Origin of the sequence: Chromohalobacter sarecensis (assembly GCF_023061135.1) — a bacterium.
Classification (GTDB): domain Bacteria; phylum Pseudomonadota; class Gammaproteobacteria; order Pseudomonadales; family Halomonadaceae; genus Chromohalobacter; species Chromohalobacter sarecensis.
Genome location: NZ_JAKGAN010000004.1, coordinates 36,817 through 63,325 on the forward strand (window position 1 = coordinate 36,817; position 26,509 = coordinate 63,325).

The window sequence follows — 26,509 nt, forward strand, 5'->3', positions numbered from 1 at the left end:
AAAGCGCCGGGCGCTTTGGCCGCGCCCCGGTCTCTGCTAGGATAGAGGCGTTCCCTGAGGTGTTCGCCAGTCGTTATAGTCCCTCGAGCCTATGCGCATTACTAGGGGGCCAATTGCTAGACGGGTCTGTGTGCATGTCCGTGCGACGGAAAGCCTGATGACTCGTCTGCGGCCACCCACCTTGAACCTTTAGGTTCAGGGCCAGAACGACAGCGGCACTTTGGGGAACCTCACCGAACATGACGCACGACCCCCCTCTCGAGCTATCCGACCGACGCAGCCTACGCCGCGAATTGCGCCAGCGACGCCGCCGGCTTTCCGCATCCCAGCGCCGCCAGGCCGCCTATGCGCTATGCCGCCGATTGCGCCGATTGCCAGAGGTCAAGCGCGCGCGCCGCGTCGCGCTCTATCTGCCCAACGACGGCGAGATCGACCCGACACCGCTGATCGCGTGGTTCCGACGCCGCGGCGTCCGGGTATATCTCCCGGTGCTGCGCCCGCTGTCCGATAACCGCCTGTGGTTCGTGCATTACCACGCAAAGACCCCCATGCGCACCAATCGCTTTGCCATCTCGGAACCCAGCACGCGCCATGGCGCGCATCGCGCACGGCGCCTGCCGGCCTGGGCGCTGGATCTGGTGCTCATGCCGCTGGTCGGTTTCGATGTCCAGGGCAATCGATTGGGCATGGGCGGCGGCTTCTACGACCGCACCTTTGCCTTTCGACGCCTACGCCGCCCGCATCCGCGCCTGATCGGGCTCGCCCACGACTGTCAGCACGTCGAGCGGTTGCCCGTCGCGGATTGGGACGTGCCTCTCGATGCCATCGTCAGCGACGCCCGCACCGTACGTCCGTAACGCAAGCGGCCGACGATGGGAAACCATCGTCGGCCGCTCGGCGGGCCATGCAAACACTCGGGCGTTCATGACGACCGGCGAGTACGCCCAGATACCGGGGCGCTCATCAAGTGCCCATCAATGTCTGTGCGTAACCCGTCGCCACGACACCCAAGCCAAACAACATTACTAAAGCCATGACCAAATCAGGCTTGCGTTTCATTTCCTGCTCCGTAAAGGACTGTTTCTTATAGCACCCCAAATAACGCTTACGACTATAGGGCCAGCCGTATGGGTTGACAACTAGCCTCGGACACAAGAATGAAACGTTTGGTTAACGAACGATGTTCTTATTTGATATTCGACATACGACTGACATGAGAATCTATGTGAATATAGATTCTCATAATCGAAAGCTATGAAGGTGCCATGGCATGACGCCGAGCTGTTCACGCCATGAACAGGCGATAGGCGGGATTGTCGGTTTCCTTCCAGTAACGGTAGCCGATGCGCTCGAAGTGTTCCTCGACATGCGCGCGGGCGCCATTGGGGATCTGCATGCCTACCAGGACCCGGCCATACGCCGCCCCGTGATTGCGATAGTGGAACAACGAGATGTTCCAGTCGGCGGGCAGATGCGTCAGGAAGTTCATCAGCGCGCCAGGGCGCTCGGGAAACTCGAAGCGATAGACTTCTTCGCTGAAGTGTTCCTTGGGGCGCCCACCACCGAGATGGCGAATATGCAGCTTGGCCAGCTCATTGTCGGTGAGGTCTTCCACCGGATAGTCGGCCTCGCGTAGCTTGTCGATGACCGCCTGGCGATCGTCGCCGCCCGGTTTGACCTGCACGCCGACGAAGATATGCGCCTGCTCGGGATCGGCGTAGCGGTAGTTGAACTCGGTGACCATGCGCTTGCCGATGGTCTTGCAGAACTTCTTGAAGCTGCCGGGGCGCTCGGGAATCGTCACCGCCAGGATCGCCTCGCGCTGTTCGCCAAGCTCAGTGCGCTCGGCGATGTGCTGCAGGCGGTCAAAATTAGTGTTGGCGCCCGAGTTGATGCACAACAGCGTCTGGCCATCGACGCGCTCTTGCTGGATGTACTTCTTGAGCCCGGCCAGCGACAGCGCGCCGGAGGTCTCGGCGACGGCGCGCGTGTCCTCGAAGATATCCTTGACCGCTGCGCATATCTCGTCAGTGGTAACGGTGACTACACCGTCAATCCAGTGACGCAAGATCTCGAACGGCGCCTCGCCAATTTGTGCCACGGCGACGCCTTCGGCAAATACGCCGACCTGGTCGAGGGTGACGCGTTCGTTGGCTTCCATGGCCGCCTTGAGGCAGGCCGAGTCTTCCGCCTCGACCCCGAACACCTTGATCTCTGGGCGCAGGTACTTGATGTAAGCCACCACGCCGGCGAGCAGGCCGCCACCGCCCACGGGCACGAAGATCGCATCCAGCGGTCCGCTGTGCTGACGCAGGATTTCCATGCCTACCGTGCCCTGGCCGGCGATCACATCGTTGTCGTCGAAGGGCGGAATGTAGGTATAGCCATGCTCGTCGATCAGCTCGCGCGCATGCGCCAGCGCCTCGCCGAAGGCATCGCCCTTGAGCACCACCTTGGCGCCTCGGGCGCGTACCGCCTGGACCTTGATCTCCGGCGTGATGCGCGGCATGACAATGATCGCCTTGACGCCCATCTGCTTGGCGGCCATGGCCAGGCCCTGCGCGTGATTGCCAGCGGAGGCAGCGATCACGCCCTTCGCCTTCTGCTCTTCGCTTAGCTGGGCCATCTTGTTATAGGCGCCGCGAATCTTGAAGGAGTAGACCGGCTGCAGGTCTTCGCGCTTGATCAGAATCGTGTTATTGAGACGGCGGGAGAGGAAGGGAGCAGGCGATATCGGCGTTTCCCGAGCGGCTTCGTATACACGTGCCTGGAGGATTTTCTTGACGGTCTCTTCTAGCATTCTGGTGTGTCCTGCGAATTCGCGCGTCTCATTGTGAAACCGGCGTGCCAGGGGCTGGCCAACCGGTAGCAAACCTCCATTGTTAGCAGAGGGCGCGGCACAGCGTCCAGTCCTACGCGTGCCGTCATGTCTCTTATACGGCGCGCATAAGCTCTATAATGGGCACGGATTTACCGATACGTCTTCATCAGGACGTTTTCACGACTCGTTACGAACGCCCATACGGACGCACCATGACCCAAGACGAACTCAAGCGCGCGGTAGCTGCTGCCGCCATCGAGGATATCAAGCCCTTGCTCGGCCGCGACACCATCATCGGTGTGGGCACCGGCTCCACCGCCAACTTCTTCGTGGACCTGCTGGCCGAGCTCAAGCACGACTTCCAAGGCGCAGTGGCAAGCTCTGACGCCACCACCGAGCGCCTGCGCGGCCACGGCATCGATGTTTTCGAGCTCAACCACGTGGGCACGGTGCCGGTTTATGTCGACGGTGCCGACGAGATCGATGCGCACTTCAACATGATCAAGGGCGGCGGCGCGGCGCTGACGCGCGAGAAGGTCGTCGCGGCCTGCGCCGAGCGTTTCGTGTGCATCGCCGATGTTTCCAAGCACGTCGATGTGCTCGGCGGCTTTCCGCTGCCCATCGAGGTGATCCCCATGGCGCGCTCCTACGTGGCACGCGAGCTGGTCAAGCTGGGCATCACCCCGGTCTACCGCGACGGCGTGGTCACCGACAACGGCAACCAGATCCTCGACGGTTACGATTGCCTGTTTGAGGACCCCAAAACCATGGAAGAACGCCTCAATAACATCGTCGGCGTGGTCACCAATGGGCTCTTCGCCCAGCGCGGCGCCGATGTCTTGCTGTTGGGGACGGAGAATGGCGTCGAGCGCCACACGCCCTGACGGCGTCCGGAAGCGCCTAGCGTTACGCGTTGGATCGGGTCAGCAGGCGCGCCGCGATGCCTTGCAGCGTCTTTTCCAGCGCGCCGCGATTGGCGGCCACCACCGCTTCGCCGGCGGCACCCAGCCGGCGACGCTGGTCGGGGTCGTCAGCGAGGGTCGCCAAGGCCTCGCCCAGAGCTTCGGCGGCATCGACCTCGCACAGTGCCTGGGCCTCGCGCAGGGTCTCGGCGATATCTTGAAAGTTCTCTAGGTGCGGCCCGGTGAGCACCGGCACGCCGAGCGCGGCGGGCTCGAGCAGGTTGTGTCCGCCGATAGGCACCAGGCTACCGCCCACGAAGGCCGCATCTGCCGCGGCGTAGAAGCGCATCAGTTCGCCCATGGTGTCGCCCAGCAGGACACTCGTCTCGGCACTGGGCGTCTCGCCTTGCGAACGCCGCGCGAGGCGTTCCCCGCGCGCCTCGCAAAGCTCGGCCACCGCCGAAAAGCGCTGTGGATGACGCGGCACCAGCACCAGCAGCGCCTGAGGGTGCGTGCGTCGCAGGCGGGCATGCGCGGCCAGCACTTGCTCGTCCTCCCCCTCATGGGTCGAGCCTGCCACCCACACGAACCGCGAGCCCCACTGGGTATGTAAACGCTCACCTTCATCACGCAACTCGGCATTGATGGGCAGATCGAACTTGATCGAGCCCACCACCTCGCCGTGCTCACGGGCCAACCCCAATGCCGTGAAGCGTTCGAGATCCGCCGATGACTTGGCCGCCAGCCAACTGACCGCGCCCAGTGCGCCACGCAGCAATGGCGCCACCTTACGATAGCCCTGGAAGGCCTTGTCCGAGAGCCGGGCGTTGGCGACTACCACGGGCACGTGCTGGCGTTCACACGTTGCCAGCAGGTTGGGCCATAGCTCGGTCTCGACGATGATCGCCAGGCGCGGGCGTAAGCGAGCGATGAAACGCCGCGCCGCGCCCGGAAAGTCCAGCGGCAGGAAGTAATGCGTGAGCGCGTACCGCTCGGCGGGAAACAGCGCTCGTACGCGCTCGGCGCCGGTGGCGGTCATGGTGGTGACCACCAAGTGATGATCGGCGTGGCGCTCGGCCAAGGCTTCGATCAAGGGCCGTGCCGCCAGCACCTCGCCAACCGACGCGGCATGCAGCCAGATCGTCGGCGGGCCATCCGCCGCATCGGCGATCAAAGCCAACCGTTCCGCACGCTTGTTAGTAAGCGCATGCTCACGCCACACCCGCCACCAGATCAGTGGCGAGAGCAGATACAACAGTGCGCTGTAGAGACCACGTGCGACACCCGGTGCCATCATTGCGCCGCCTTTTCGTACATAGCCTTAGCCTTCACGATCGAGAATGGTGCCGATCATCGCGGTGGTGGAGACACCATCCTCGAAGTTAAGCACCCGGACCTCGCCTCCATCGGCGATGACCGCCTCGCCGCCGGCGATGTCTTCGGGGCGATAGTCGCCGCCCTTGACCAGCACATCAGGCAGCACCTCGGCGATCAAGCGTGCTGGGGTTTCCTCGGCGAAGGGCACTACCCAATCCACCGCGCTCAAGCCTGCCAACACCTGCATGCGGCGTTCGAGGGCGTTGATCGGCCGCTTGGGGCCCTTGAGGCGCGCCACGGAGGCGTCGTCATTGACGGCCACAATCAACCGATCACCCAGCCGCTTGGCCTGCTCGAGATAAGCCACGTGGCCAGCATGCAGGATGTCGAAGCAACCGTTGGTCATCACCACGCGCTCGCCGCGCAGCTTGGCCGCGCGCACCGCATCGATCAGCGCGCTTTCCTCGATGGGACCGAATTCGGCGAGCTTGTCGCCATGCAGCGCCGTGTAGAGCTCGGCAATGGACAGCGTCGCGGTCCCCGGCTTGGCGACCACCAGCCCCGCCGCCAGGTTGGCGAGCATGATCGCTTCGGGATAGCCATGGCCCGCCGCTAGCGCCAACCCCAGCACACCGATGACGGTATCCCCAGCGCCGGTAACGTCATACACCTCGCGGGCATGCGTCGGCAGGTGCAGCGGCGCGTGACCCTCGCGGATCAACGTCATGCCCTTCTCGCTGCGCGTGATCAGCAGCGCCTCGAGCTGCAAGTCGGCGCGTAGCTGCTCGCCCTTATCGGCGAGCGTGGCATCGTCGGGACACGGCCCCACCACCGCTTCGAACTCGCCCAGGTTGGGAGTGATGATGCTCGCCCCGCGATACTTGTCGAAGGCATGACCCTTGGGGTCGACCAGCACGCGCTTACCTGCCTGGCGCGCGATGGCGATCAGCGTTTCGACGCGGTTGAGGCTGCCCTTGCCGTAGTCGGAGAGAATCACCACGTCCGCGTCGGGCAACGCTGCCTCGACGCGCTCGGTCAGGCCTTGGGTATCGATCTCCCACAGCGATTCCTCGAAGTCGAGACGCAGCAACTGCTGGTTGCGGCTCATTACGCGAAGCTTAGTGATCGTGGGTATACGAGGGCTCTGATGGAAGTGAGTGGTCACATCGGAAGCTTCAAGGCTCGCCTTGAGCAAGTCGGCATTATCATCCTCACCGACCACACCCGCCAGCGCGACGTGCGCGCCCAGCGCGGCAATATTGAGTGCCACGTTGGCGGCGCCGCCGGGGCGGTCTTCCGATTCGCCGACCTTGACCACCGGCACCGGCGCTTCCGGCGAGATACGCGAGGTGCCTCCGTGCCAATAGCGGTCGAGCATGACATCGCCCACCACCAGCAGGCGGGCCTGTTCGAGAACGGTCAGATCAAGCTTCATGGTCGGGCTCCGAGCGGGGCGAAGCGGACGGCGTGGCATCCAGCAAGGCATCGAATTGAGCGATGACGTCGTCGGCACGGATCAGGCTCATAGCGTCGGGGTGCCGCACGCGCGTGCCCCACGGGATGGCCTCCGGTGACTTGTGCAGATAACGACGCACGGCATCGGGGTAACGGTCGACCACGAAACGCCGCCAGCAATAGGGCGCCGCGCGATCGGGATTGGTGGTGGCGAAAAGCCCCAGCGTCGGCGTGCGCAGGGCGTTGGCCATGTGCACCGGCCCGGAGTCCGGCGCGATCACCATCCGCGCACGGTCGAGCATAGCCAGCAGCCCCTTGAGCGATGTCGCGCCGATGGCATCGATGACCGCGTCTTCCGTGCACAGGGCACGAATGTGCGCGCCCATTTCCTGCTCCTGGGCGCTGCTGCCCCCGGTCATGACCGTGCGCAGGCCGTGCTCTTCCCAAGCATGCGCGATCACCGCCGCATAGCCCTCGGCGGACCAGTTGCGGAAATTGCGCAGGCGCGGGTTGGAGCAGGGGCTGATCACCACGTAAGGCGCCTCGCCGGTGACGCGCGCCGCTTCCTGGTAGGCGCTGTCGGGGATCGCCAGATCCCAGCGCAAGGGTTCGGCATCGACGCGCTCCTCGCCGCCCAGCAGGCGTGCGAAGTCGAGAAACGACTCCAGCACATGCGCACGGTCATGCGGTGCCAGCTGACGGTGGGTGAACCAGTGCTGCCAGTCCTTGGCGCGGGCCTTGTCGTAGCCGATACGCAGATCCGTCTTGAGACCCAGGGAAAGCACGCTGGCGCGCAGCGCCTGTTGCATGTGCAACAGCACATCGAAGCGCGTATCGCCGAGCTGGCGCCAGATCTCGCGCATGCCGGCCCAGCCCGAGGCCTTGTCATAGACGATGAACTCGACCCCTGATAGACCGGCCAGTAGACTGTGCTCCCCCTTGCCGATGATCCAAGTGATGTGCGCATCGGGCCATAGGCGCTGCAGCACGCGAATGGTTGGGACGAGGTTGCAGACATCGCCCAGCGCGGACAGTCGTAGCACACAAATATGCGCGGGGCGGACGGGCAGAGGATGCTTCATGCGGTTGGCAACATTCCAAACGGGACAGGCATTCATTCTATATGATGCCGACATTCTATGTGACGCCGGCCAAGAGCCACAAATCGACCCACGCTGGTTGAGCCCGGACTTTTGGCGCGAGCGCGATGCAGTGCTCGGCGAAGCGCCGGGGCGCGGAGCGAGTCTGTTCGTCGCCTGTGGCGAGGAGCGCTGGGCACTGCGTCCCTACCGGCGCGGCGGCCTGATCGCCCGGCTCAGCGACGCGCGCTATGTGTGGACCGGGCTCGAGCGTACCCGCGCCTTTCGCGAAATGCGCCTGACCGCCGAGCTCAAGCAGCGTGGCCTGCCCGTGCCCGCGCCGGTAGCCGCCGGCGTGTGGCGACACGGCCCGAGCTACACGGCCACGCTGATCACGCGGCTGATTCCCGAGGTCACGGCCTTGGCCGAGCGCCTGCCGACGGCGACACCCGCCCTGCTGAAGCGGGTCGGCCACACCGTGCGTCGTTTTCACGACGTCGGGCTCGACCATGTCGACCTCAACGCCCGCAACCTGCTCGTCGATGCCGACGACCGCGTCTGGATGATCGACTTCGACCGCTGTCGACTGCGCGCCCCGGGGCGCTGGCAAGCGGCCAACCTGGCACGCCTCGAGCGCTCGCTGATCAAGTTCGATGCCCCCGAGGCCATGGCCTCGGTGCGCCTCGGCTACGCGGCATCCGCATAGATTTCACACAGTCCGCTCACGTGACGGGCCAGCGTGAAGCGTGCGTTGACGAAGCATTGAGCGTTGGTGCCGAGACGTTCGCGCAGTGCGGGGGCATCGCGTAGTTCGCCGAGCCTCGCCGCCCAGGCCTCCGGATCCTGCGGATCGGCGAGCCGGCCACCCTCGCACCCGATCAGCTCCGGAATCGCACCGCTGTCGGCGCCCACCACGGCCTTGCCCGCCGCCATGGCTTCGATCACCGTGAGCCCGAAGGCCTCGTTGCGCGACGGCACACAGACGATATCCACCACTTCGAAGAGCCGCGCCAGATCGCGCCGAAATCCCGTAAACGTGACGCGTGCCTCGAGGCCCTGTTCACGGACCTGCTGTTGCAGAGAAGCGATAAAGGTGGGATTGCCACCCTCGTCTGCCTCCAGACCACCGATCAACACCAGGTGGGACTGCGTATCGCCGGCGTCGCGCAGGCGGATAAAGGCATCCAGCAGGAGTTGCTGCCCTTTGCCCGGCGTCAGGCGTCCCGGCAGGGCCATCACCACCGCCTCACGCGGAATGCCCAAAGCGTCGCGTAGTGCCTGGCGTGCGGCGGTATCGAGCTGGGGAACGAAATCTGCCGTATCGATGCCCAGATACAGCAGGGTGATACGTGACGTGGGTAACGGAAAGGCCTGGCGATTGCGCATCAGCGTTGCCTCGCTGATCGACAACACGCGATCGACATGCCGGTAGACCCAGCGATGATAAGGGTCGTGTTTGGGGCGCGTGACGCCCATATGGTCAGTGAAGACAAGACGCAATTCAGGACACAGACACTTGAGCAACGCGCCAAGGCGCAAATCGCTCGATTTGTGGCAATGCACGACGCCGATGCCACGACGTCGCAGCCAACGCACCAGTGACGGCAATTGCCACAGCGCGCGCGTAGGTGAGCGCACACTACGCATCTCGGTCGCCTCGCAATCGGTCAACGCTCGGGCCAGGCGCGTGCCTTCAAGCGTCAGCACGTAGGCACGCCACCCATGGCGGGCTAGCTCGGGTATAATTCGCGCAGGATACATTTCCAGCCCGCCCCAGCCGCGGGATAAACAGATATGCAAAACCTTGTGCTGCAAGGCAAGCTCCTCGGACAATGTTCGACTCACGCGTCGACGCCACCGGGCACAGGAGACTCGATGACCCAGTCGCGCCCACAGCGCATCCTCGTGGTACGCAACGACAAGCTCGGCGACTTCATGCTCGCCTGGCCGGCCCTGGCCTGCCTGAAGAGTGCCCATCCCGACAACCATGTTGCCGTGCTGGTGCCCACCTATACGGCGCCCTTGGCGCATGCCTGCCCGTGGATCGACGAAGTGATTCTCGATCCCGGCGACGCCGCCCCGCGACACCAGCAGAAGAACTTGCTCGCGCAGCTTCGCGCCGAGAAGTTCGACGCCCTGCTGACGCTATTCTCCACGCCACGTATCGGGTGGCTGGGGTGGCGCGCCGGCATTTCCCTGCGCATGGCGCCCGCCACCAAGTGGGCCCAGGTATTTTACAACTTTCGCATTAAACAGCGTAGGTCGCGATCGCAAAAACCCGAGTACGTCTACAATCAGGACCTGGCGGCCGCCCTGCTGCGCACGCTCGGCCAGAACGTGCCAGCTCCGACGCCGCCTTACTGGCCCCTGCCCGACGCAACGCGCGACATCCAGCGCCAGCGCCTGAGCAACGAGCTGTTGCTTTCCCCGACTCGCCCCTGGTGGTTTCTGCATCCCGGCAGCGGCGGCTCGGCAGTCAATCTTAGCGTGGCGCAATACGCAGACCTTGCCCAGGCGATTAGCGCCAATCTTTGCGTACCGCCGAAGTGGGTGCTTACTTACGGCCCCAGCGAGGAAGCCGTCGCCCAGCAACTGGTGGAGACGCTCAACGCACGCGATGTCGATGCGGTACTCATGCCACCACGCGCCAGCCTGACCGATTTCGCCGAGACCCTGGGCGCCGCCGATGTCTTTGTCGCCGGCTCGACCGGGCCCTTGCACATCGCCGGGGCGCTCAACCGGCCCACGATCGGCTTCTACCCCGCCAAGCGCTCGGCCACGCCGCTACGCTGGCAAACCTGCAACGCCGAGACACGCCGCTTGGCCTTCAGCCCACCGGCCGACGACGCCTCCTCCGCCAGCGATATGTCGCGTATCGACATCGCAGCGGTGGCACGCCAAATCGCCGACGCCTGGCCGACGCCAACGGCCACCGAGGAAACGCCATGCAACCGCTGACCGGTATCGTCATCACCCTCAACGAACAAGCCAACATTGCCGACTGCGTGCGTTCGCTGTCACGCGTCTGCGACGAAGTCATCGTCGTCGATTCGCTGAGTGGCGACGACACCGTGGCCATCGCCGAGGCCGAGGGCGCCCGCGTGATCGCGCAGGCCTATCTCGGCGACGGGCCACAAAAGGCGCACGGCGTGCCGTTCGCCAAGAATGACTGGATCCTGGCCCTGGACGCCGACGAGCGCCTCGACGATGACGCCGTGGCCCTGATCGAGTCGCTCGCCCTCGACGACCCGCAGACCGCCTACAGCTTTCGACGCAAGAACTACGTAGCCCGCCATTGGATTCGCGCCGCGGGCTTCTACCCGGACTCGGTGGTACGCCTGTACAACCGCACCACCGCTGGCTACCTACCCAAGAAGGCGCATTCCTCGGTCGAGGCACCCAAGGTCGAGGCTACCGCCGCGCACCTGCGGCATTTCACCTACGAGGATATGTCTCACTGGATCCGGCGCATCGATGCGCTCTCCAGTCGCGATGCCTGGGCAATGAAGGAGCGCGGGGTGCGCCCTTCGCGTCTACAACCGACGCTGCATGCCATCAACGCGATGTTGCGCAAGCTGCTCTTCAAGGGTGGGCTTTTCCAGGGAATGGACGGCATGACGGTGGCCCTGACCACGGCATTTCATGCCTACATGAAGTACGCCAAGCTCAACGAACTCTACGAACTCGAACAACTGCCGCAACGATGAGTCAGATCGGCGTCTTCGCTGTCATACTCTAGTCATAAAGACAAGGACGCGTTCTTATGATGAAGCTGTCACCCACCACGCTCCGCTGGAGCGTGCTTACCTACCTCGGCTTATGCCTGGGGTACCTCTTCACCACGCTGACCATCATCAGTCACTGGTTTTTGTTTCCCGTCGCAGCGGTGTGGGTCGCCATCGCCTGGAGTTTTCGTTGGGGCCACCCCGCACAGCGCACCAGCAAGCGACGCGTCTTGCCGTGGTCGTCGATCCCGTTAGCCCTATGGTGGATCTACCTGTACCTGGACGATAGCTTCGGCAAGGTGGACCTGGGCGCGGTAATCTTCCATTTGCAGGCGGGAATGACCGAGCACGGCGGCGAAGGCCGCGTCTTCGCCGCGGTGATATTCACCCTGTGCGCCATCGTCATGCTCATGGCCTTCACCTGGCTGGTGCGCGCCGACCATCGATGGCGGCTGTGGGAGCGTGTCGGCGCACTCTTTCTGCTGGCGTTTAATCCGCTGCTGTTCGGCCTATCGCAACGCGGTGCTTCAGTGGTCACCGAGGGAGATTGGTTGCGCGATCACTACCGTGTACCAAGCATTGAAAGCGAGCCGCAAACACGCCCCAACCTCATCTACCTCTATCTGGAGAGCACCGAGCGGACCTACGCCGACCGCGACACGTTCGGCGACGCCTATGAGGATCTCGCCGCGCTCGGCAAGCGCGGCACCGTCTTCGAGGGACTCAAGCAGCTCGACAATACCGGCTGGACGACCGCCGGCATGGTCGCTACTCAATGTGGCGTGCCGCTGATCCCCGCCGGGTTGAAACATGACAATCAGTTCGAGCCACTCGACGAGGTGCTACCGCATACTCAGTGCCTTGGCGATCTGCTCGATGCCAATGGCTACGATCTCACCTACATGGGCGGCGCAAGCACACGTTTCGCCGGCAAGAAGGTATTCTACGAGGGACACGGCTTCGATCGCGCGTTGGGCCGCGACGAGCTGGAGGATCAAGTCACGCCACCGGATTACCTCAACGGCTGGGGCCTTTACGACGACACCCTGCTCGACATGGTCACCGAGCGTATCCGCAAGCTCGCCGAGAATGACGATCGCCAGCCCTATGCCATGTTCGCCCTGACCCTGGCGACCCACCCGCCGTTCGGCAACCCGGCTCAAGCATGCCTGGAGCATCAGGGCGAGTTCGACGGCGTCGATATCCTCTATTCGGTGAAATGCACAGGCTGGCTGGTGCGCCGCTTCCTGCAGCGCCTCGACCAGGAAGGCCTGCTCGACAATACCTTAGTGGTCATCTCCAGCGACCACCTGAGCATGAAGAACTCGGAGTGGCCACAGCTGGTCGATGCCGAGCGCGAAAACACCTTCATGATGCTGGGTGAGGCTATCCCTGCCGGCAAGCGTATCCAGCGCATGGGGTCGATGGTCGATGTCTATCCGACGGTACTCGAAGCCATGGGTTTTACACTAGACACACGCGCCGCCGGATTAGGACGCTCGCTATTCGCCAAGGACCCCACGCTGGTCGAAGAATACGGCCTGGAGACCATCAACGACCATATGGCGGAGGAAGACGCACTACAAACCTACATGTGGCAAGGCGTCAACTGAGCGCAGTGTGCCGAATCGACGCCAACAACCGCGCCGGCTCGAGCTGGCGCAAGCAATTGGTGTGTCCCAACGGGCAATCGCGCGCGAAACATGGCGAACATGACAGATACAGATCGTGAATCTCGGCATTTTCGGTCAGAGGCGGCGTGTAGGCCGGCGAGGATGAGCCGTAAATGGCCTGCACTCGCGTGTCCACCGCCGCCGCCACGTGCATCAGTCCTGAGTCATTGGTGACCACTTGCTGGCAGTCGGCGAGCAGGTCCACCACCTCGGTGAGCTTGGTGCGCCCGCACAGGTTATGCACGCCATTCAACCCTTGGCTGATCGTCTCACCGGCGTCGGCGTCCTTGGGGCCACCCAACACCCGCACCTCGAAGCCCTCGGCCACCAGACGTTCCGCCAGGGTACGGAAATGCGCCAGCGGCCACTGCTTGGACGGTCCAAACTCGGCGCCCGGCATCATGCCAATGGCGGGACGTTCAGAAAGCCCCAGCGTCTCGCGCAAGCGGCGTTGTTCGTCGGCATTTACCTCGAGGCGCGGCGCAGGAATCGCAAAATCCCCGGTTTGCGCCTCGTCCTCAGGCAGGCCCAGCGAGACGAAGCGCTTCACGGTTTGATTCAGCACGCTCTTGTCGAGCTGACGGCGCGCGTTGAGCACCACGTAACGCTGCTCGCCATGGAACCCAAAACGCTCGGGAATGCGGGCCAGGAATGGGACCAGCGCCGCTTTCCAGGAGCGCGGCAACACGATCGCTCGGTCGAAGCGACCCTTGAGCGTGCGCGCCACCTTGCGCCGGGTGGTCCAGCCGAATTCGCCGTGCTTGACGTCCAACGCGATGGTTTCGTCGACCTCGGGCATACGCGCCAGGATCGGCAATGACCAGCCCGGCGCCAGTACACCGAGGTAGGCATCCGGATAGCGCGCCTTGAGCGTCATGAACAGGCTCTGTGCCATGACCATATCGCCGACCCAGGAAGGACCGACGACGAGCAGGCGCGGGGCGGTAGCGATGTCGTCAGCCATTCAACCAATCCAGGTAGGCGCTTACGCCCTCGCGAACCGTCTTGAATTCCGCCGGATAGCCCGCCTCACGCAGGCGCGAGATATCCGCGCGGGTGTAGCTCTGATAGCGTCCCTTGAGCTCCTCGGGAAAGGCGATGTAGTCGATCTTGCCGGTCTGATAATAATCGATCACCGTCTCGGCAATGGCCTTGAACGGCTCGGCTCGGCCGGTACCCAGATTGAAGATGCCCGACACGTCGGGATTGTCGAGGCACCATAGATTGACGTCCACGACATCGCCGACATAGATGAAATCACGGCTTTGCATGCCGGCTTCATAGCCTTCCCAGGCACCGAATAGCTTGGGGTTCTCGCCACGCTTCACCTGACTATGATGGTGATAGGCGACGCTGGCCATCTTGCCCTTGTGCTGCTCGCGCGGGCCATAGACGTTGAAGTAGCGGAAACCCACGACCTGGGCGTCGAATTCCTCCCAGTGGACGCGCACGTACTGGTCGAACAGCAGCTTGGAGTAGCCGTAGACGTTGAGCGGCTTCTCGTGCTCCGGCGCCTCCACGAACACTTCGCTGCCGCCGTAGGTCGCCGCCGACGACGCATACAGAAAGGGAATCCGCTTGTGCTGACAGAAGTGCAGCAACACCTTGGAATACTCGAAGTTGTTCTCGAGCATGAACTTGCCGTCCCACTCAGTGGTATCCGAACAGGCCCCTTCGTGGAAGATGGCCTCAATCGGCGGCAAGGCGCTCGGCTCGCCGCGCAATTCGGCCTTCACTCGCGCCAGAAAATCATCCTTGTCGAGATAATCACCCAGCGTGCAGTCGGCGAGATTAACGAACTTGGTGCCGTCGGAGAGGTCGTCGACCACGAGCACATCCTCGTGGCCGCGTGCATTGAGAGCCTTCACTAGATTGGCGCCGATGAACCCGGCACCGCCCGTCACTACGATCATGTCGTCGATTCCTTCAAGTCGTGCATCCACGCGAAACGCGTGCTTTTCGTCACGGTGCCTATAACCGATTAACCGCTAATTGTATACTTGGCGGTTCGTGAATTCATGGGCCAACGGTACTTCACCAATGACACAGTCGACGCCAGACGTGAAAACCTTCCAGGGCCTGATCCTTGCCCTGCAACAGTACTGGGCCGAACAGGGTTGCGTAATCATGCAGCCCCTGGATATGGAAGTCGGAGCTGGCACCTTTCACCCCGCGACCTTCCTGCGCTCCATCGGCCCCGAAACCTGGAATGCTGCCTACGTGCAGCCATCGCGCCGTCCCACCGACGGGCGCTACGGCGAGAACCCCAATCGCCTGCAGCATTACTATCAGTTCCAGGTGGTGATGAAGCCCTCCCCCCTGGAGCTGCAGGCGTTGTACCTGGGCTCGCTCGAGCGTCTCGGCATCGACCCACAGGTCCACGACATTCGCTTCGTCGAAGACAACTGGGAGTCTCCTACCCTAGGCGCCTGGGGGCTCGGCTGGGAAGTCTGGCTCAATGGCATGGAGGTGACCCAGTTCACCTACTTCCAGCAGGCCGGCGGCATCGAATGCTATCCGGTCACCGGCGAGCTGACCTACGGCCTGGAACGCATCGCCATGTATCTGCAGGACGTCGATAGCGTCTACGACCTGGTATGGACCTACGCCCCCGATGGTTCATCCGTCACCTACGGCGATGTTTACTTGCAGAACGAACGCGAACAGTCGGCTTACAATTTCGAACACGCCGATGTCGATTATCAGTTCTCCGCCTTCGACCACAGCGAAGGCGAATGCCAGAAACTGCTCGACGCGGGACTGCCTCTGCCCGCCTATGAGCACGTACTCAAGGCATCGCATACCTTCAACCTGCTCGACGCCCGGCACGCCATCTCGGTCACCGAGCGTCAGCGCTACATCCTGCGTGTGCGCACCATGGCCCGTGACGTCGCCCACGCCTACTTCGAATCGCGCAAGGCAGCCGGGTTCCCCATGGCCCCCGAGGCCATCCGCCAGGAACTGCTGAGCCGAGAAAGCAACGAGGGAGACGCTTAAGCATGGCATCCAACACTCTACTGGTCGAACTCGGCGTCGAGGAGCTTCCGCCAGGCGCCATCGAATCCCTCGCCAATGCCCTGCGCGACGGCATCGCCAATGGCCTCACCGAGGCCGAGGTTCCCTTCGAAACGGCCCGTGCCCATGCCTCGCCTCGCCGTCTGGCCGTCAGCATCGAGGCGCTTGGCGATAAGCAGCCGGATCGCGAGATCGAACGCCGCGGCCCGGCCCTGGCCGCCGCCTTCAAGGACGGCGAGCCCACCAAGGCCGCGGAAGGCTTCGCGCGTTCCTGCGGCGTCGAGGTCACGGACCTGATCCATCTGGAAACCGACAAGGGCACCTGGCTCGGCTATCGCTATCAGGAATCGGGCGAAGCCACCACGGCCCTGTTGCCGGCCATTCTCAAGCGTGCCGTCAATGCTCTACCGGTACCCAAGAACATGCGCTGGGGCGCCTCACGGCTCGAATTTTCACGCCCCGTGCACTGGCTGGTCATGCTCTACGGCCAGGATGTGGTACCTGCCGAAGTGCTCGGCCTCCAGGCCGGCCGCACCACTCGTGGGCATCGTTTCCATGCCCCGCAGGCCATCGAGCTGGCGCACGCCGACGACTACCTCGAGGTGCTGGAAAACGCCTTCGTACTGGCCGATAACGACCGCCGGCGTGAGCGCATCCGCGAGCAGGTACTTGCCGAGGCCGAGGTCAACGACGCCACAGCAGTGATCGACGACGACCTCCTCGACGAAGTCAACGGCCTGGTCGAATGGCCGGTGGCGCTAACCGGCAGCTTCGACGAGCGCTTCCTCGAAGTACCCGCCGAGTGCTTGATCTCGTCGATGAAGGCCAATCAGAAGTACTTCCATCTGCTCGACGACGAGGGCCAGCTCAAGCCGGCTTTCATCACCGTCTCCAATATCGAGAGTCGCGAACCGCAGCAGGTCATCGAAGGTAACGAGAAAGTGATCCGCCCGCGCCTGGCGGACGCCGCTTTCTTCTACGATACCGACCGTAAACAGACATTGGCCTCGCGGCGCGATGCGCTGGATAACGTGGTCTTCCAGAAGTCGCTGGGGACGCTGGGTGACAAGGCACGGCGTATGGAGACCATCGGCGCGTTCATCGCCGCTCGAATCGGTGGCGACGTCGACCATGCCAAACGTGCCGCACAGCTTGCCAAGTGCGACCTGGTCACCGAGATGGTGCTGGAGTTCCCCGAGCTTCAGGGCATCATGGGCACCTACTACGCTCGCCAGGACGGCGAACCGGAAGAGGTCGCGCAGGCGCTTCACGAGCAGTATCTGCCACGTTTCGCCAGTGATGACGTGCCCACGACACAAGCTGGCTTGGCCCTGGCATTGGCCGACCGCCTGGATACGTTGACCGGCATTTTCGGCATCGGCCAGCGCCCCACAGGGACCAAGGACCCCTTCGCCCTGCGCCGCGCCGCTATCGGCGTTCTCAACATTCTGATCAAGGGTGAGCTCGATCTCGACTTGCGCGAGCTGCTCGAACTCGCCGCCGCTCAACATGCCGAGCTACCCAAGTCTGACGGCTTGATCGATGACGTGCTCGATTACATGCTCGACCGCTTCCGCGCTTGGACCCAAGACGAAGGCATCGCCGTCGAGGTCTACCTGGCGGTGCGCTCTCGCCCGGTCACGCGGCCGCTCGATTTCGCGCGCCGGGTTCGAGCCGTGCATGCCTTCAGTCAGCGGGAAGAAGCCGCAGCACTGGCGGCGGCCAACAAGCGTGTCTCGAACATCCTCGCCAAGCAGCAACACGACGGCTCGACCATCGTGGATGCCTCTCTGCTGCAAGCCGAAGCCGAGACGACGCTGAGCGAAGCGCTCGAACAGTGCCATCAAGCGGTACGCCCGCTGCTTGATGCCGCCCGCTACAGTGAAGCACTGGACGTGCTGGCGCGTCTGCGAGGTCCCGTCGACGCATTCTTCGACGATGTCATGGTCATGGCCGAGGACGATGCCGTGCGCCGCAACCGCCTTGCCTTGCTGGCGAGCCTCCAGGCGCTGTTCCTGGAAGTCGCGGATATCGCCCAGCTGCAGCAATAATCATGCATGCGGTAGTGGATACGCGGTAGTGAAAAGGGTGGCCCAGTTCGGGCCACCCTTTTTTTGTTTCACGTGGAACATCATGACTGTCTACCGACACTCTGTCTTCCTCACTAGAGCAGCTTTCCCCTGCCCCCTGAGCAACAACTGGAAATGTTTCACGTGAAACACAGCACTCAGACCTAGCGCCAAGGGTTCTCTTCCCTCTTCCCTCTTCCCTCTTCCCTCTTCCCTCTTCCCTCTTCCCTCTTCAGCTCGTAGCTCAAGGATTGTTCCACGTGAAACACGCCACTACACTCACGTGTGGCCAGCTCCCAAGGAATATCAGCTTTCATGCCTGCAAAACTCGTCATCCTCGACCGCGACGGCGTCATCAACCAAGACTCCGATGACTACATAAAATCGCTCGATGAATTTCTTCCCTACCCTCAAGCCATCGAGGCCATTGCGCGTCTGTCTCAAGCCGGCTGGACAGTGGCAGTGGCTACCAATCAATCGGGTATCGCACGTGGCTATTTCGAAGTGGATACCCTCGAGGCGATGCATGCCAAGATGCAAGAACTGGTAAACGCTGCTGGCGGGAAAATCGATCACGTAGCCTATTGTCCCCATGGGCCGGAAGATGGCTGCTCCTGCCGCAAGCCACTGCCGGGTCTTCTAGAAGACATTCGCGACGACCTGGGATTGGATACGCTGGAGGGGAGCTGGATGGTGGGCGATAGTCTGCGCGACTTGCAAGCCGGCGACGCTGCAGGATGTCAAAGCGCTCTTGTGCGCACAGGCAAGGGGCGGCGCACCCTGGAGAAGCATCCCGAACTGACCATCGATAGCAAGGTCCGACTGTTCGACGATCTAGCCGACTTCGCCGACTGGTTGCTTGAGTAGCGGGAAACCCTGGCACCAGTACCAGTGACAGAGTCCCAGAACACCGCACCGCACCTACGGCCTATCCATCGCGGAAAAGCGACCCAACGAAAAAACCGCCCCAGGCAAATGCCATGGGGCGGTTTTCTTCCAGCTTCCAGGCGCAAAGCGCCGCTCTTCCGACTCCCGGCGAAGCCGGGTCAGATATCCAGATTGGCGACCAGCGCATTGCGCTCGATAAAGTCACGACGTGGCTCGACCTCGTCACCCATCAAGGTGTTGAACATCATATCGGACGCCACGGCATCCTCGATGGACACACGCAACATCCGGCGAGAATTGGGATCCATGGTGGTCTCCCACAACTGCTCGGGGTTCATCTCACCCAGGCCCTTGTAGCGCTGAACGCTCAAGCCTCGCTGGGCCTCACTCATCAGCCACTCGAGCGCCTCGTAGAAGGTATCTACCGAACGCTGACGCTCACCGCGGGCCACATAGGATCCTTCTTCGAGCAGCCCGTCCAGCGTCTCGCCCAATGTCGTCATGGCGCGGTAATCGGCGCTGCGGAAGAAATCGACGCCCCAAACGTAGTCGGTCGTCACCCCATGCGCCGTTAGTGCTACGCAGGGTAGATAAACGCCGCGTTCGATGTCTTCCTGAAGATGGAAGGTATAGCGCGGGCCACCTTCGTAGGCGATGAGATCATCCATTTCGCGTTGCAGATGGTCGATCCAATGCTGCATGGTCTCACGGTCCTTGAGGCTATCGCTCTCGAGCTTCGCGGTATGCACGATCTTGCGCAGCACGAGATTGGGATAGACCCGCGACAGGCGGTCGATACGCCGCATGACATCGCGATATTCGTTGACCAGCGCCTCGAGGTTCTCGTTAGCGATCCCCGGCGCATCGGCATTGACGTAGAGGCGTGCGCCATCGAGAGCCGTGGTGGTCAGGTAATCCGTCAGCGCCTGCTCATCCTTGAGATAAGTTTCCTGCTTACCACGCTTGATCTTGTAAAGCGGCGGCTGAGCGATGAACACGTTGCCGCGTTCGATCAGTTCCGGCATTTGACGGAAGAAGAACGTCAACAACAGCGTCCGGATGTGCGAACCGTCGACGTCAGCATCGGTCATGATGATGATCGAGTGGTAGCGCAGCTTGTCGGGATTGAATTCCTCACGTCCGATGCCACACCCCAATGCCGTAATCAGCGTACCCACTTCCACCGACGACAACATCTTGTCGAAGCGCGCCTTCTCGACGTTCAGGATCTTGCCCTTGAGCGGCAGGATCGCCTGGGTACGGCGGTCGCGACCTTGTTTTGCACTACCACCCGCCGAGTCACCCTCGACCAGATAAAGCTCCGACAGGCTAGGGTCTTTCTCCTGGCAATCGGCCAGCTTGCCCGGTAGCCCGGCGATATCCAGCGCGCCCTTGCGGCGGGTCATGTCGCGCGCTTTACGCGCGGCCTCACGAGCACGCGCCGCGTCGAGCATCTTGTTGACGATGGCCTTGGCTTCGTTGGGCCGTTCCACCAGGTAATCACCCAGCTGACGCCCCATCTCCTGCTCGACCGCCGTCTTGACCTCGGACGACACCAGCTTTTCTTTGGTCTGCGACGAGAACTTGGGGTCGGGCACCTTGACCGACACGATCGCCGTCAAGCCTTCCCGTGCATCGTCACCGGCGGTATTGACCTTGGCTTTTTTCAGCAGCCCTTCGGTTTCGATGTAGTGATTGAGCGTACGCGTCAGGGCTGCCCGGAAGCCGGCCAGGTGCGTGCCCCCATCGTTTTGGGGAATGTTGTTGGTGTAGCAGAAGATATTCTCGGAGAAGGTATCGTTCCACTGCATCGCCACTTCGACGCCGATGCCATCTTCGCGTTGCGTTTCGAAATGGAAAACGGGGTTCAACGTCGCCTTGTTGGTATTCAAGTGATCGACGAAGGCCCGCAACCCACCTTCATAGTGGAACAGTTCTTCCGCGCCCGAGCGCTCGTCGAGCAAGCGAATCGCAACACCGGAGTTGAGAAACGACAGTTCACGCAGGCGCTTGGCCAGAATATCGTAGTGAAACTCGATATTGGAGAAGGTTTCGGTCGACGGCTTGAAGTTGACCTGGGTGCCACTCTTCTCGGTTTTACCCACTACGTCCAAGGGCGAGTCGGGCACACCGTGATGATAGATCTGTTCATAAACCTGACCGGCGCGCCACACCGTGAGCTTGAGCTCTTCGGAAAGCGCATTGACGACGGAAACGCCAACACCGTGGAGACCGCCCGAGACCTTATAGGAGTTGTCATCGAACTTGCCGCCGGCATGCAGCACCGTCATGATGACTTCTGCCGCCGAGACGTTTTCCCCCGAATGGAGATCGGTCGGAATGCCACGCCCATTGTCACTGACGGTGACGGACTCATCGGGGTGGATCACCACACGAATCTCGCTGCAGTGTCCCGCGAGCGCCTCGTCGATGGAGTTATCCACCAATTCGAAGACCATATGATGCAGGCCCGTACCATCATCGGTATCGCCGATGTACATGCCGGGGCGCTTGCGTACCGCATCCAGGCCCTTGAGAACCTTGATGCTCGATGAGTCGTAAGCTTGTTCGCTCATTGCCTACTCCGTCGTGAAGTCATTCCGTGAGCAGCCGCCCGTGTTCCACGTGAAACATCGCGACATCCGTTTCCGACTGCCATGCATTCGCGAGCGCATCGCGCTCGACTCCGGTAATAAAGACCTGGCAGTGCAAGCGCGCCAGCCAATGACAGAAGATCCGCCGATGCGAAACATCAAGCTCGGCAGCCAGGTCATCGATCAGGTAAACGCAGGTACGGCCTGTCAGTTCCTCCAGCAAGCGCCCCTGGGCTAGTTTCAGCGCACTCACTACCAATTTTTGCTGCCCGCGCGACAGTTCTTCCACGGCAGCGCGCTTGCCAATGCGCAAGCGCAAGTCGGCACGTTGCGGCCCCTGCTGGGTAAAGCCCATTTGCCGATCCGTGTCTCGACCGTTTTCGAGCACGTCCAGCAACCCACGCTGTTTGTCCCAGCCGCGATAATAACGAAGAGACAAGCCGGAAAGCGGCAACAACTCGTGCAATGTCGCTTCGAATGCCTTGGCGAATTGTGCCATATAGCCGCTGCGCAAGAGATCGAGTTGTTCGCTCCAATGCGCCAACTCTTGCTCCCAGACACGCATCGATCGTAAGTCGATTCTATCATGTCTGAGCAGGGCATTCCGATGTTTCAGGGCGCGCCGCACCCGCCGCCATGCCTCGAAGAACTCATGTTTCACGTGAAACACACCCCAGTCCAGAAACTCACGCCGAGCCGCAGGCGCACCTTCCAATAGGCGGAAGGCATCGGGGTTTATCAATTGCAGGGGGAGCGTTTCCGCCAAGCGCGCCACGCGGATACCGCGCTCGCCATCGAGACGAATTTCCAGCTCGGCAGCATCGCGTGCCCGACGAACGCCCAACGACACCGGCGGATCACCCGCCAGACGACCGTGTAAGGTGACGGCATCGGCGTCGTGGGTGATCGCATGCTTGAGCTTCTGGGTACGGAACGAGCGCGCCATGCCCAACATGTGCACGCCTTCCAGCAAGCTGGTCTTGCCGCTGCCATTGGCACCGGTCACCAGATTGATCCCCGGTGCGGGGCGCATATCGAGTGCTGCCAGGTTACGCAGACCTAGGAAATTGAGACGTTCGAGGGGCATAAGGAGATCGGCGGCAGCATGCCGCCCCGGGCGCGGTTAGCGATGTCGGCGTGAACCGACCGCACCCGAGACATGCATGAGTGAAAGAGCAGCGCAGGCGATCAGAGGCGCATCGGCATGACCACGTACATAGCATCGCCACCGCCCGGTTCTTCCAGCAGTGCGCTGCTGTTGGGATCGGAAAGCGTCATTTGCACGCGGTCGGCATCGAGCACGCCGAGTACATCCACGAGATAGCCGACATTGAAGCCCACTTCCAAGGTGTCGCCCTCATACTCGATGGCCACGTTTTCCTCGGCTTCTTCCTGCTCGGGGTTGTTGGCCGTCACACGCAGGTTGTGCTCTTCGAGATTGAGCCGGACCCCGCGGTATTTCTCGTTAGAGAGAATCGCGGTACGCGACAACACCTGGCGCAACTCGCCACGCTCGGCGATGACGACCTTATCACCGCCCCGCGGCACCACTCGCTCGTAATCGGGGAACTTGCCGTCAACCAGCTTGGAGGTGAAGGTAAAATCCCCGGTCTGTGCACGCAGATGGGTACCGCCGATGGTCAGCTCCACCGGCTCATCGCTGCCATCCAGCAAACGCGCCAATTCGAGAATGCCCTTACGCGGCACGATGAGCTTCTGCGACGGCTCGACGTCGACCTCCGCGCTACGTGCGCACACCGCTAGGCGGTGACCGTCGGTCGCCACCGTACGCACCAGGTGATGGCCGAATTCGAGCAACATGCCGTTCAGATAATAACGCACGTCCTGCTGCGCCATGGCGAAAGAGGTCGCGTCGATCAGGTGCTTGAGTGTGCCGCGCGTCAAGGTCAAGGTCGTATCGCTTTGACTTCCCTCGATATTCGGGAATTCCGCCACCGGCAACGTCGACAAGGTGAAGCGTGAACGCCCCGCACGTAGTACCGCACGCCCTTCTTCGAGCGTAAAGGTAATGTCGGTCCGCTCGGGCAACGACTTGCAGATATCCATTAGCTTGCGCGCCGGCACTGTCGCTGAGCCCGGCTCATCGACGTGATGCGGAACCGTGCGGCCGATCAGTTCGACTTCCAGATCCGTACCGGTCAATGCCAGTTGCGTGTCGCGTACCTCGAGCAGCACGTTGGACAGCACCGGCAGGGTCTGGCGACGCTCGACGACGCCGGCGACCAGCGACAGTGGACGCAAAAGGTCTTCGCGGGTGATGGTAAATCTCATGGGCTCCACTCTCGTCCTGGGGTCCAAGGGAATATTCTGGCCGCCATGCTCAACTAGTCAGCAGCCGCAACAGGTTCTTATAGTCCTCGCGGATATCCGCGCTTTCTTCCTTGAGTGTCTGCACCTTTCGGCAGGCATGCAGCACCGTGGTGTGATCGCGCCCCCCGAAGGCATCGCCGATCTCGGGCAAGCTGTGATTGGTCAACTCCTTGGCCAAGGCCATGGCGACCTGACGTGGACGCGCCACTGAACGTGAACGACGCTTAGAGAGAAGATCCGCTAGCTTGATCTTATAGTACTCCGCCACCGTACGCTGAATGTTGTCGACGCCGACCTGCTTGTCCTGCAGGGCCAACAGGTCCTTGAGCGACTCGCGGATGAAATCCTGGGTGATCGGTTTGCCCATGAAGTGCGAGTCGGCGATGACTTTCTTCAATGCCCCTTCCAGTTCACGCACGTTGGAGCGAATCTTCTGGGCGATGAAGAATGCTGCATCGTGGGGCAGATCGACCTTGGCTTGGTCGGCCTTTTTCATCAGGATCGCCACGCGGGTTTCCAGCTCGGGCGGTTCGATGGCCACCGTCAGCCCCCAGCCGAAGCGCGACTTGAGGCGTTCTTCCACCCCGCTGATTTCCTTGGGATAGCGATCCGAGGTAAGGATCATTTGCTGGCCACCCTCAAGCAACGCATTGAACGTATGGAAGAATTCTTCCTGCGAGCGCTCCTTACCGGCGAAAAACTGGATGTCGTCGATCAGCAGTGCGTCCACGCTGCGATAGAAACGCTTGAAATCGTTGATCGCGTTGAGCTGCAACGCCTTGACCATATCGGCGACGAAGCGCTCCGAATGCAAGTAGACCACGGTGGCATTCTCACGCTGCGTAGCAAGATGATTGCCCACCGCATGCATAAGGTGCGTCTTACCCAAGCCGACACCACCGTACAGGAACAGCGGATTATAGGCACCACCGGGATTTTCGGCCACCTGGCGTGACGCGGCCCGCGCAAGCTGGTTCGACTTGCCCTCGACAAAGGTCTCGAAGGTGAAATTAGGATTGAGGCCACTCTGATGCTTGAGGCTACCTTCTACCTGCACCTGGCGCTCACCGCGGCGCGACGTCTCCTGACGTTCACGCAGGCGATCGATTTCCTGCTCGTCCGCATAGTCGCCCCGCGCCCGCGGGGTATGCACCGTAGGCGGCGTTTCGGGTGGACGAGAGGTATTCATTGACGCCGCCGATACCGGTGCCCCCAGGTCACGCGGCGACGTCGCCGCCACATTGCGGCGACTGCCGACCGTCAACTGCACCTTAGGCGGCTTGCCGGATGCAAGCTCCCTCAGCAACTCATTGATACGTTTCAGGTATTTATCATTGACCCAGTCACGCACGAAGCGATTGGGCGCCAGCAGACACAGCTCGCTGGCGTCACCGTCCTCCGCCTGCAAGGGGCGAATCCAGGTGTTGAACTGCTGGGAGCTCAGTTCATCCTGAAGAAAGTTGAGGCATTGCTGCCAGAGAGCGACCGACACACGACCTCACCTAGCGTTGATGAATGGCCGGCTATTGTATCGTTCGACGCCCGGGTTATCCACATGGATACCGAGTCTCTTTTCCTGTGGAAAACCCACCCCACAACTCAACGCACAACCTGTCCGTGAAACGGGGAGATATCACGGGGTGTGGAAAGATCGCCACTTACCCACAACGCCACCGACAGCTTACCCACCGCTTTCCCGCCACTTCCCCACATATTCAAGAACATGGCAAGATATTGTTAATAAAGGTTATAAATAGGTTATCCACAAATATTATCCCCAGTAATAATAACAGCATCAATCAATATAACTTCAATAGTAATAATAGGATTGCCGTTCCCGTTAAGATCGCCGCAACCAGCGACGAGCCTTCGACCGACATCCCCTCGGGCTAACCGCCTCGGCACATGCCGAGCCCCCGCCGCCGTAACAAAACAGGTGTGGATAAAAACGCCAGAAAAATTGCACCCGCCCCAGGGATTCACTAGAATTGCCGGTCTTGAGCCGAATACCGCCTGGTGCAAACGTATCGGGCTCTTCAGTTTCAAATCGTTTCCAAACAACCACGTGAGAATTCGCAGCTATGAAGCGCACTTTTCAACCGAGCGTCCTAAAGCGCAAGCGCGTGCACGGCTTCCGTGCTCGCATGGCCACCCAGAACGGCCGCCAGGTGCTGGCGCGTCGTCGTGCCAAAGGCCGCAAGCGTCTGAGCGCCTGACTGGACAACGAATGTCCGATCAGGGCTTTTCCCGGCGGCTGCGACTGCTGACCGCCGGGGACTATCAGCACGTCTTCGCTCATGCGTCCTTCAAGGTGCACGGTAAGGGCCTTTTGATGCTTGCGCGCCCCAACGCTCTCGATGAGCCGCGAGTGGGGCTCGTCTTCAGCAAGAAGAACGTACGTCGTGCTGTCGACCGTAACCGTCTGAAACGCCTCGTCCGTGAATCCTTTCGTCTCCAGCAGCACCGTCTTCCCGCCGTGGATATCATCGTTCTCGCTCGGCGTGGGGCTCATGAACTGGATAACGATACCTTGCATCGCCAACTGCACGGCATGTGGCGACGCCTGGAAAAAGACGTACGCAAGCAGTCGGTCTCGTCCACGCCATCCCCTTGATCGGCATTTCTCCGCCACGTTCCACC

Annotated in this window: 22 protein-coding genes and 1 other RNA gene; 12 read left to right on the top strand and 11 right to left on the bottom strand. The window is 61.8% G+C overall.

Annotation, left to right across the window (positions count from 1 at the left end):
• Nucleotides 1-48: 48 nt before the first annotated feature.
• A non-coding RNA gene (ssrS, locus tag L1071_RS07675) (6S RNA) lies at nt 49-231 on the top strand.
• An 8-nt stretch (nt 232-239) separates the two neighbouring features.
• The gene (locus tag L1071_RS07680) at nt 240-857 is read left to right on the top strand and encodes a 5-formyltetrahydrofolate cyclo-ligase (protein WP_246971412.1); all 618 of its coding nucleotides are present in this window, start codon (nt 240-242) and stop codon (nt 855-857) included.
• A 428-nt stretch (nt 858-1,285) separates the two neighbouring features.
• On the opposite strand, the gene ilvA is transcribed toward L1071_RS07680, so the two are convergent.
• Nucleotides 1,286-2,851, bottom strand: a complete 1,566-nt coding sequence (gene ilvA / locus L1071_RS07685; RefSeq protein ID WP_281504501.1) for a threonine ammonia-lyase, biosynthetic — start codon at nt 2,849-2,851, stop codon at nt 1,286-1,288.
• Between the two features lie 182 nt (nt 2,852-3,033).
• Between ilvA and rpiA the strand changes: the two genes are divergently transcribed.
• Complete coding sequence (gene rpiA / locus L1071_RS07690) at nt 3,034-3,705, top strand: ribose-5-phosphate isomerase RpiA (protein WP_246971439.1); 672 nt, start codon at nt 3,034-3,036, stop codon at nt 3,703-3,705.
• Between the two features lie 22 nt (nt 3,706-3,727).
• Here rpiA and waaA read toward each other — a convergent pair whose 3' ends face one another.
• From waaA to L1071_RS07705, 3 genes are read right to left on the bottom strand one after another with little or no spacing between them, the layout of a single operon-like run.
• Entirely contained in the window at nt 3,728-5,020 is a 1,293-nt protein-coding gene (waaA, locus tag L1071_RS07695; RefSeq protein ID WP_246971447.1) for a lipid IV(A) 3-deoxy-D-manno-octulosonic acid transferase, read from the bottom strand.
• Nucleotides 5,021-5,044: 24 nt separating this feature from the next.
• Nucleotides 5,045-6,475, bottom strand: coding sequence for a bifunctional D-glycero-beta-D-manno-heptose-7-phosphate kinase/D-glycero-beta-D-manno-heptose 1-phosphate adenylyltransferase HldE (gene hldE, locus L1071_RS07700; protein WP_246971451.1), 1,431 nt, complete (start codon nt 6,473-6,475; stop codon nt 5,045-5,047).
• Nucleotides 6,465-7,577, bottom strand: a complete 1,113-nt coding sequence (locus L1071_RS07705; RefSeq protein WP_246971454.1) for a glycosyltransferase family 9 protein — start codon at nt 7,575-7,577, stop codon at nt 6,465-6,467. The genes hldE and L1071_RS07705 overlap by 11 nt, the downstream gene beginning before the upstream one ends.
• Here L1071_RS07705 and L1071_RS07710 point away from each other — a divergent pair.
• Nucleotides 7,576-8,280 carry a 3-deoxy-D-manno-octulosonic acid kinase gene (locus L1071_RS07710; protein ID WP_246971468.1) on the top strand — a complete coding sequence of 235 codons (705 nt, stop codon included), beginning with the start codon at nt 7,576-7,578 and terminating at the stop codon, nt 8,278-8,280. The genes L1071_RS07705 and L1071_RS07710 overlap by 2 nt on opposite strands.
• On the opposite strand, the gene L1071_RS07715 is transcribed toward L1071_RS07710, so the two are convergent.
• A complete protein-coding gene (locus L1071_RS07715; RefSeq protein WP_246971471.1) occupies nt 8,262-9,389 on the bottom strand; it encodes a glycosyltransferase family 4 protein in 1,128 nt (375 codons plus the stop codon). The genes L1071_RS07710 and L1071_RS07715 overlap by 19 nt on opposite strands.
• 60 nt (nt 9,390-9,449) lie before the next feature.
• Here L1071_RS07715 and L1071_RS07720 point away from each other — a divergent pair, with 60 nt between their 5' ends.
• Genes L1071_RS07720 through L1071_RS07730 form a run of 3 tightly spaced genes read left to right on the top strand, consistent with a single transcriptional unit; the run spans nt 9,450 to nt 12,912 of the window.
• A complete protein-coding gene (locus L1071_RS07720) occupies nt 9,450-10,532 on the top strand; it encodes a glycosyltransferase family 9 protein (protein WP_246971474.1) in 1,083 nt (360 codons plus the stop codon).
• Nucleotides 10,520-11,281: a glycosyltransferase family 2 protein gene (locus L1071_RS07725; RefSeq protein ID WP_246971478.1), complete on the top strand. Its 762-nt coding sequence runs from the start codon at nt 10,520-10,522 to the stop codon at nt 11,279-11,281. The genes L1071_RS07720 and L1071_RS07725 overlap by 13 nt, the downstream gene beginning before the upstream one ends.
• A 56-nt stretch (nt 11,282-11,337) precedes the next feature.
• Complete coding sequence (locus tag L1071_RS07730; protein ID WP_246971492.1) at nt 11,338-12,912, top strand: sulfatase-like hydrolase/transferase; 1,575 nt, start codon at nt 11,338-11,340, stop codon at nt 12,910-12,912.
• Here the strand turns inward: L1071_RS07730 and waaF are convergent.
• Nucleotides 12,905-13,936 (bottom strand): lipopolysaccharide heptosyltransferase II, encoded by a 1,032-nt coding sequence (waaF, locus tag L1071_RS07735; protein ID WP_246971503.1) that lies wholly within the window; start codon nt 13,934-13,936, stop codon nt 12,905-12,907. The two genes, L1071_RS07730 and waaF, sit on opposite strands and share 8 nt — an antisense overlap.
• Nucleotides 13,929-14,885 carry an ADP-glyceromanno-heptose 6-epimerase gene (gene rfaD, locus L1071_RS07740; RefSeq protein WP_246971513.1) on the bottom strand — a complete coding sequence of 319 codons (957 nt, stop codon included), beginning with the start codon at nt 14,883-14,885 and terminating at the stop codon, nt 13,929-13,931. The genes waaF and rfaD overlap by 8 nt, the downstream gene beginning before the upstream one ends.
• A gap of 127 nt (nt 14,886-15,012) precedes the next feature.
• Between rfaD and glyQ the strand changes: the two genes are divergently transcribed.
• From glyQ to gmhB, 3 genes are all read left to right on the top strand, one after another.
• On the top strand, nt 15,013-15,969 hold the full coding sequence (gene glyQ, locus L1071_RS07745) for a glycine--tRNA ligase subunit alpha (RefSeq protein ID WP_178998856.1): 957 nt from the start codon (nt 15,013-15,015) through the stop codon (nt 15,967-15,969).
• Between the two features lie 2 nt (nt 15,970-15,971).
• A complete protein-coding gene (gene glyS, locus L1071_RS07750) occupies nt 15,972-18,038 on the top strand; it encodes a glycine--tRNA ligase subunit beta (protein WP_246971517.1) in 2,067 nt (688 codons plus the stop codon).
• A 333-nt stretch (nt 18,039-18,371) separates the two neighbouring features.
• Entirely contained in the window at nt 18,372-18,923 is a 552-nt protein-coding gene (gene gmhB, locus L1071_RS07755) for a D-glycero-beta-D-manno-heptose 1,7-bisphosphate 7-phosphatase (RefSeq protein WP_246971520.1), read from the top strand.
• A 179-nt stretch (nt 18,924-19,102) separates the two neighbouring features.
• Here gmhB and gyrB read toward each other — a convergent pair whose 3' ends face one another.
• From gyrB to dnaA, 4 genes are all read right to left on the bottom strand, one after another.
• Nucleotides 19,103-21,520: a DNA topoisomerase (ATP-hydrolyzing) subunit B gene (gene gyrB / locus L1071_RS07760; RefSeq protein ID WP_246971533.1), complete on the bottom strand. Its 2,418-nt coding sequence runs from the start codon at nt 21,518-21,520 to the stop codon at nt 19,103-19,105.
• A 19-nt stretch (nt 21,521-21,539) separates the two neighbouring features.
• Nucleotides 21,540-22,625 (bottom strand): DNA replication/repair protein RecF, encoded by a 1,086-nt coding sequence (recF, locus tag L1071_RS07765; protein ID WP_246971549.1) that lies wholly within the window; start codon nt 22,623-22,625, stop codon nt 21,540-21,542.
• Between the two features lie 101 nt (nt 22,626-22,726).
• Nucleotides 22,727-23,830, bottom strand: coding sequence for a DNA polymerase III subunit beta (gene dnaN, locus L1071_RS07770; protein WP_246971553.1), 1,104 nt, complete (start codon nt 23,828-23,830; stop codon nt 22,727-22,729).
• 49 nt (nt 23,831-23,879) lie between these two features.
• Nucleotides 23,880-25,361 (bottom strand): chromosomal replication initiator protein DnaA, encoded by a 1,482-nt coding sequence (gene dnaA / locus L1071_RS07775; protein ID WP_246971559.1) that lies wholly within the window; start codon nt 25,359-25,361, stop codon nt 23,880-23,882.
• A 589-nt stretch (nt 25,362-25,950) separates the two neighbouring features.
• On the opposite strand from dnaA, the gene rpmH reads away from it, so the two are divergent.
• Nucleotides 25,951-26,085, top strand: a complete 135-nt coding sequence (rpmH, locus tag L1071_RS07780) for a 50S ribosomal protein L34 (RefSeq protein ID WP_040240205.1) — start codon at nt 25,951-25,953, stop codon at nt 26,083-26,085.
• An 11-nt stretch (nt 26,086-26,096) separates the two neighbouring features.
• On the top strand, nt 26,097-26,483 hold the full coding sequence (gene rnpA / locus L1071_RS07785; RefSeq protein ID WP_246971563.1) for a ribonuclease P protein component: 387 nt from the start codon (nt 26,097-26,099) through the stop codon (nt 26,481-26,483).
• Nucleotides 26,484-26,509: the final 26 nt, after the last annotated feature.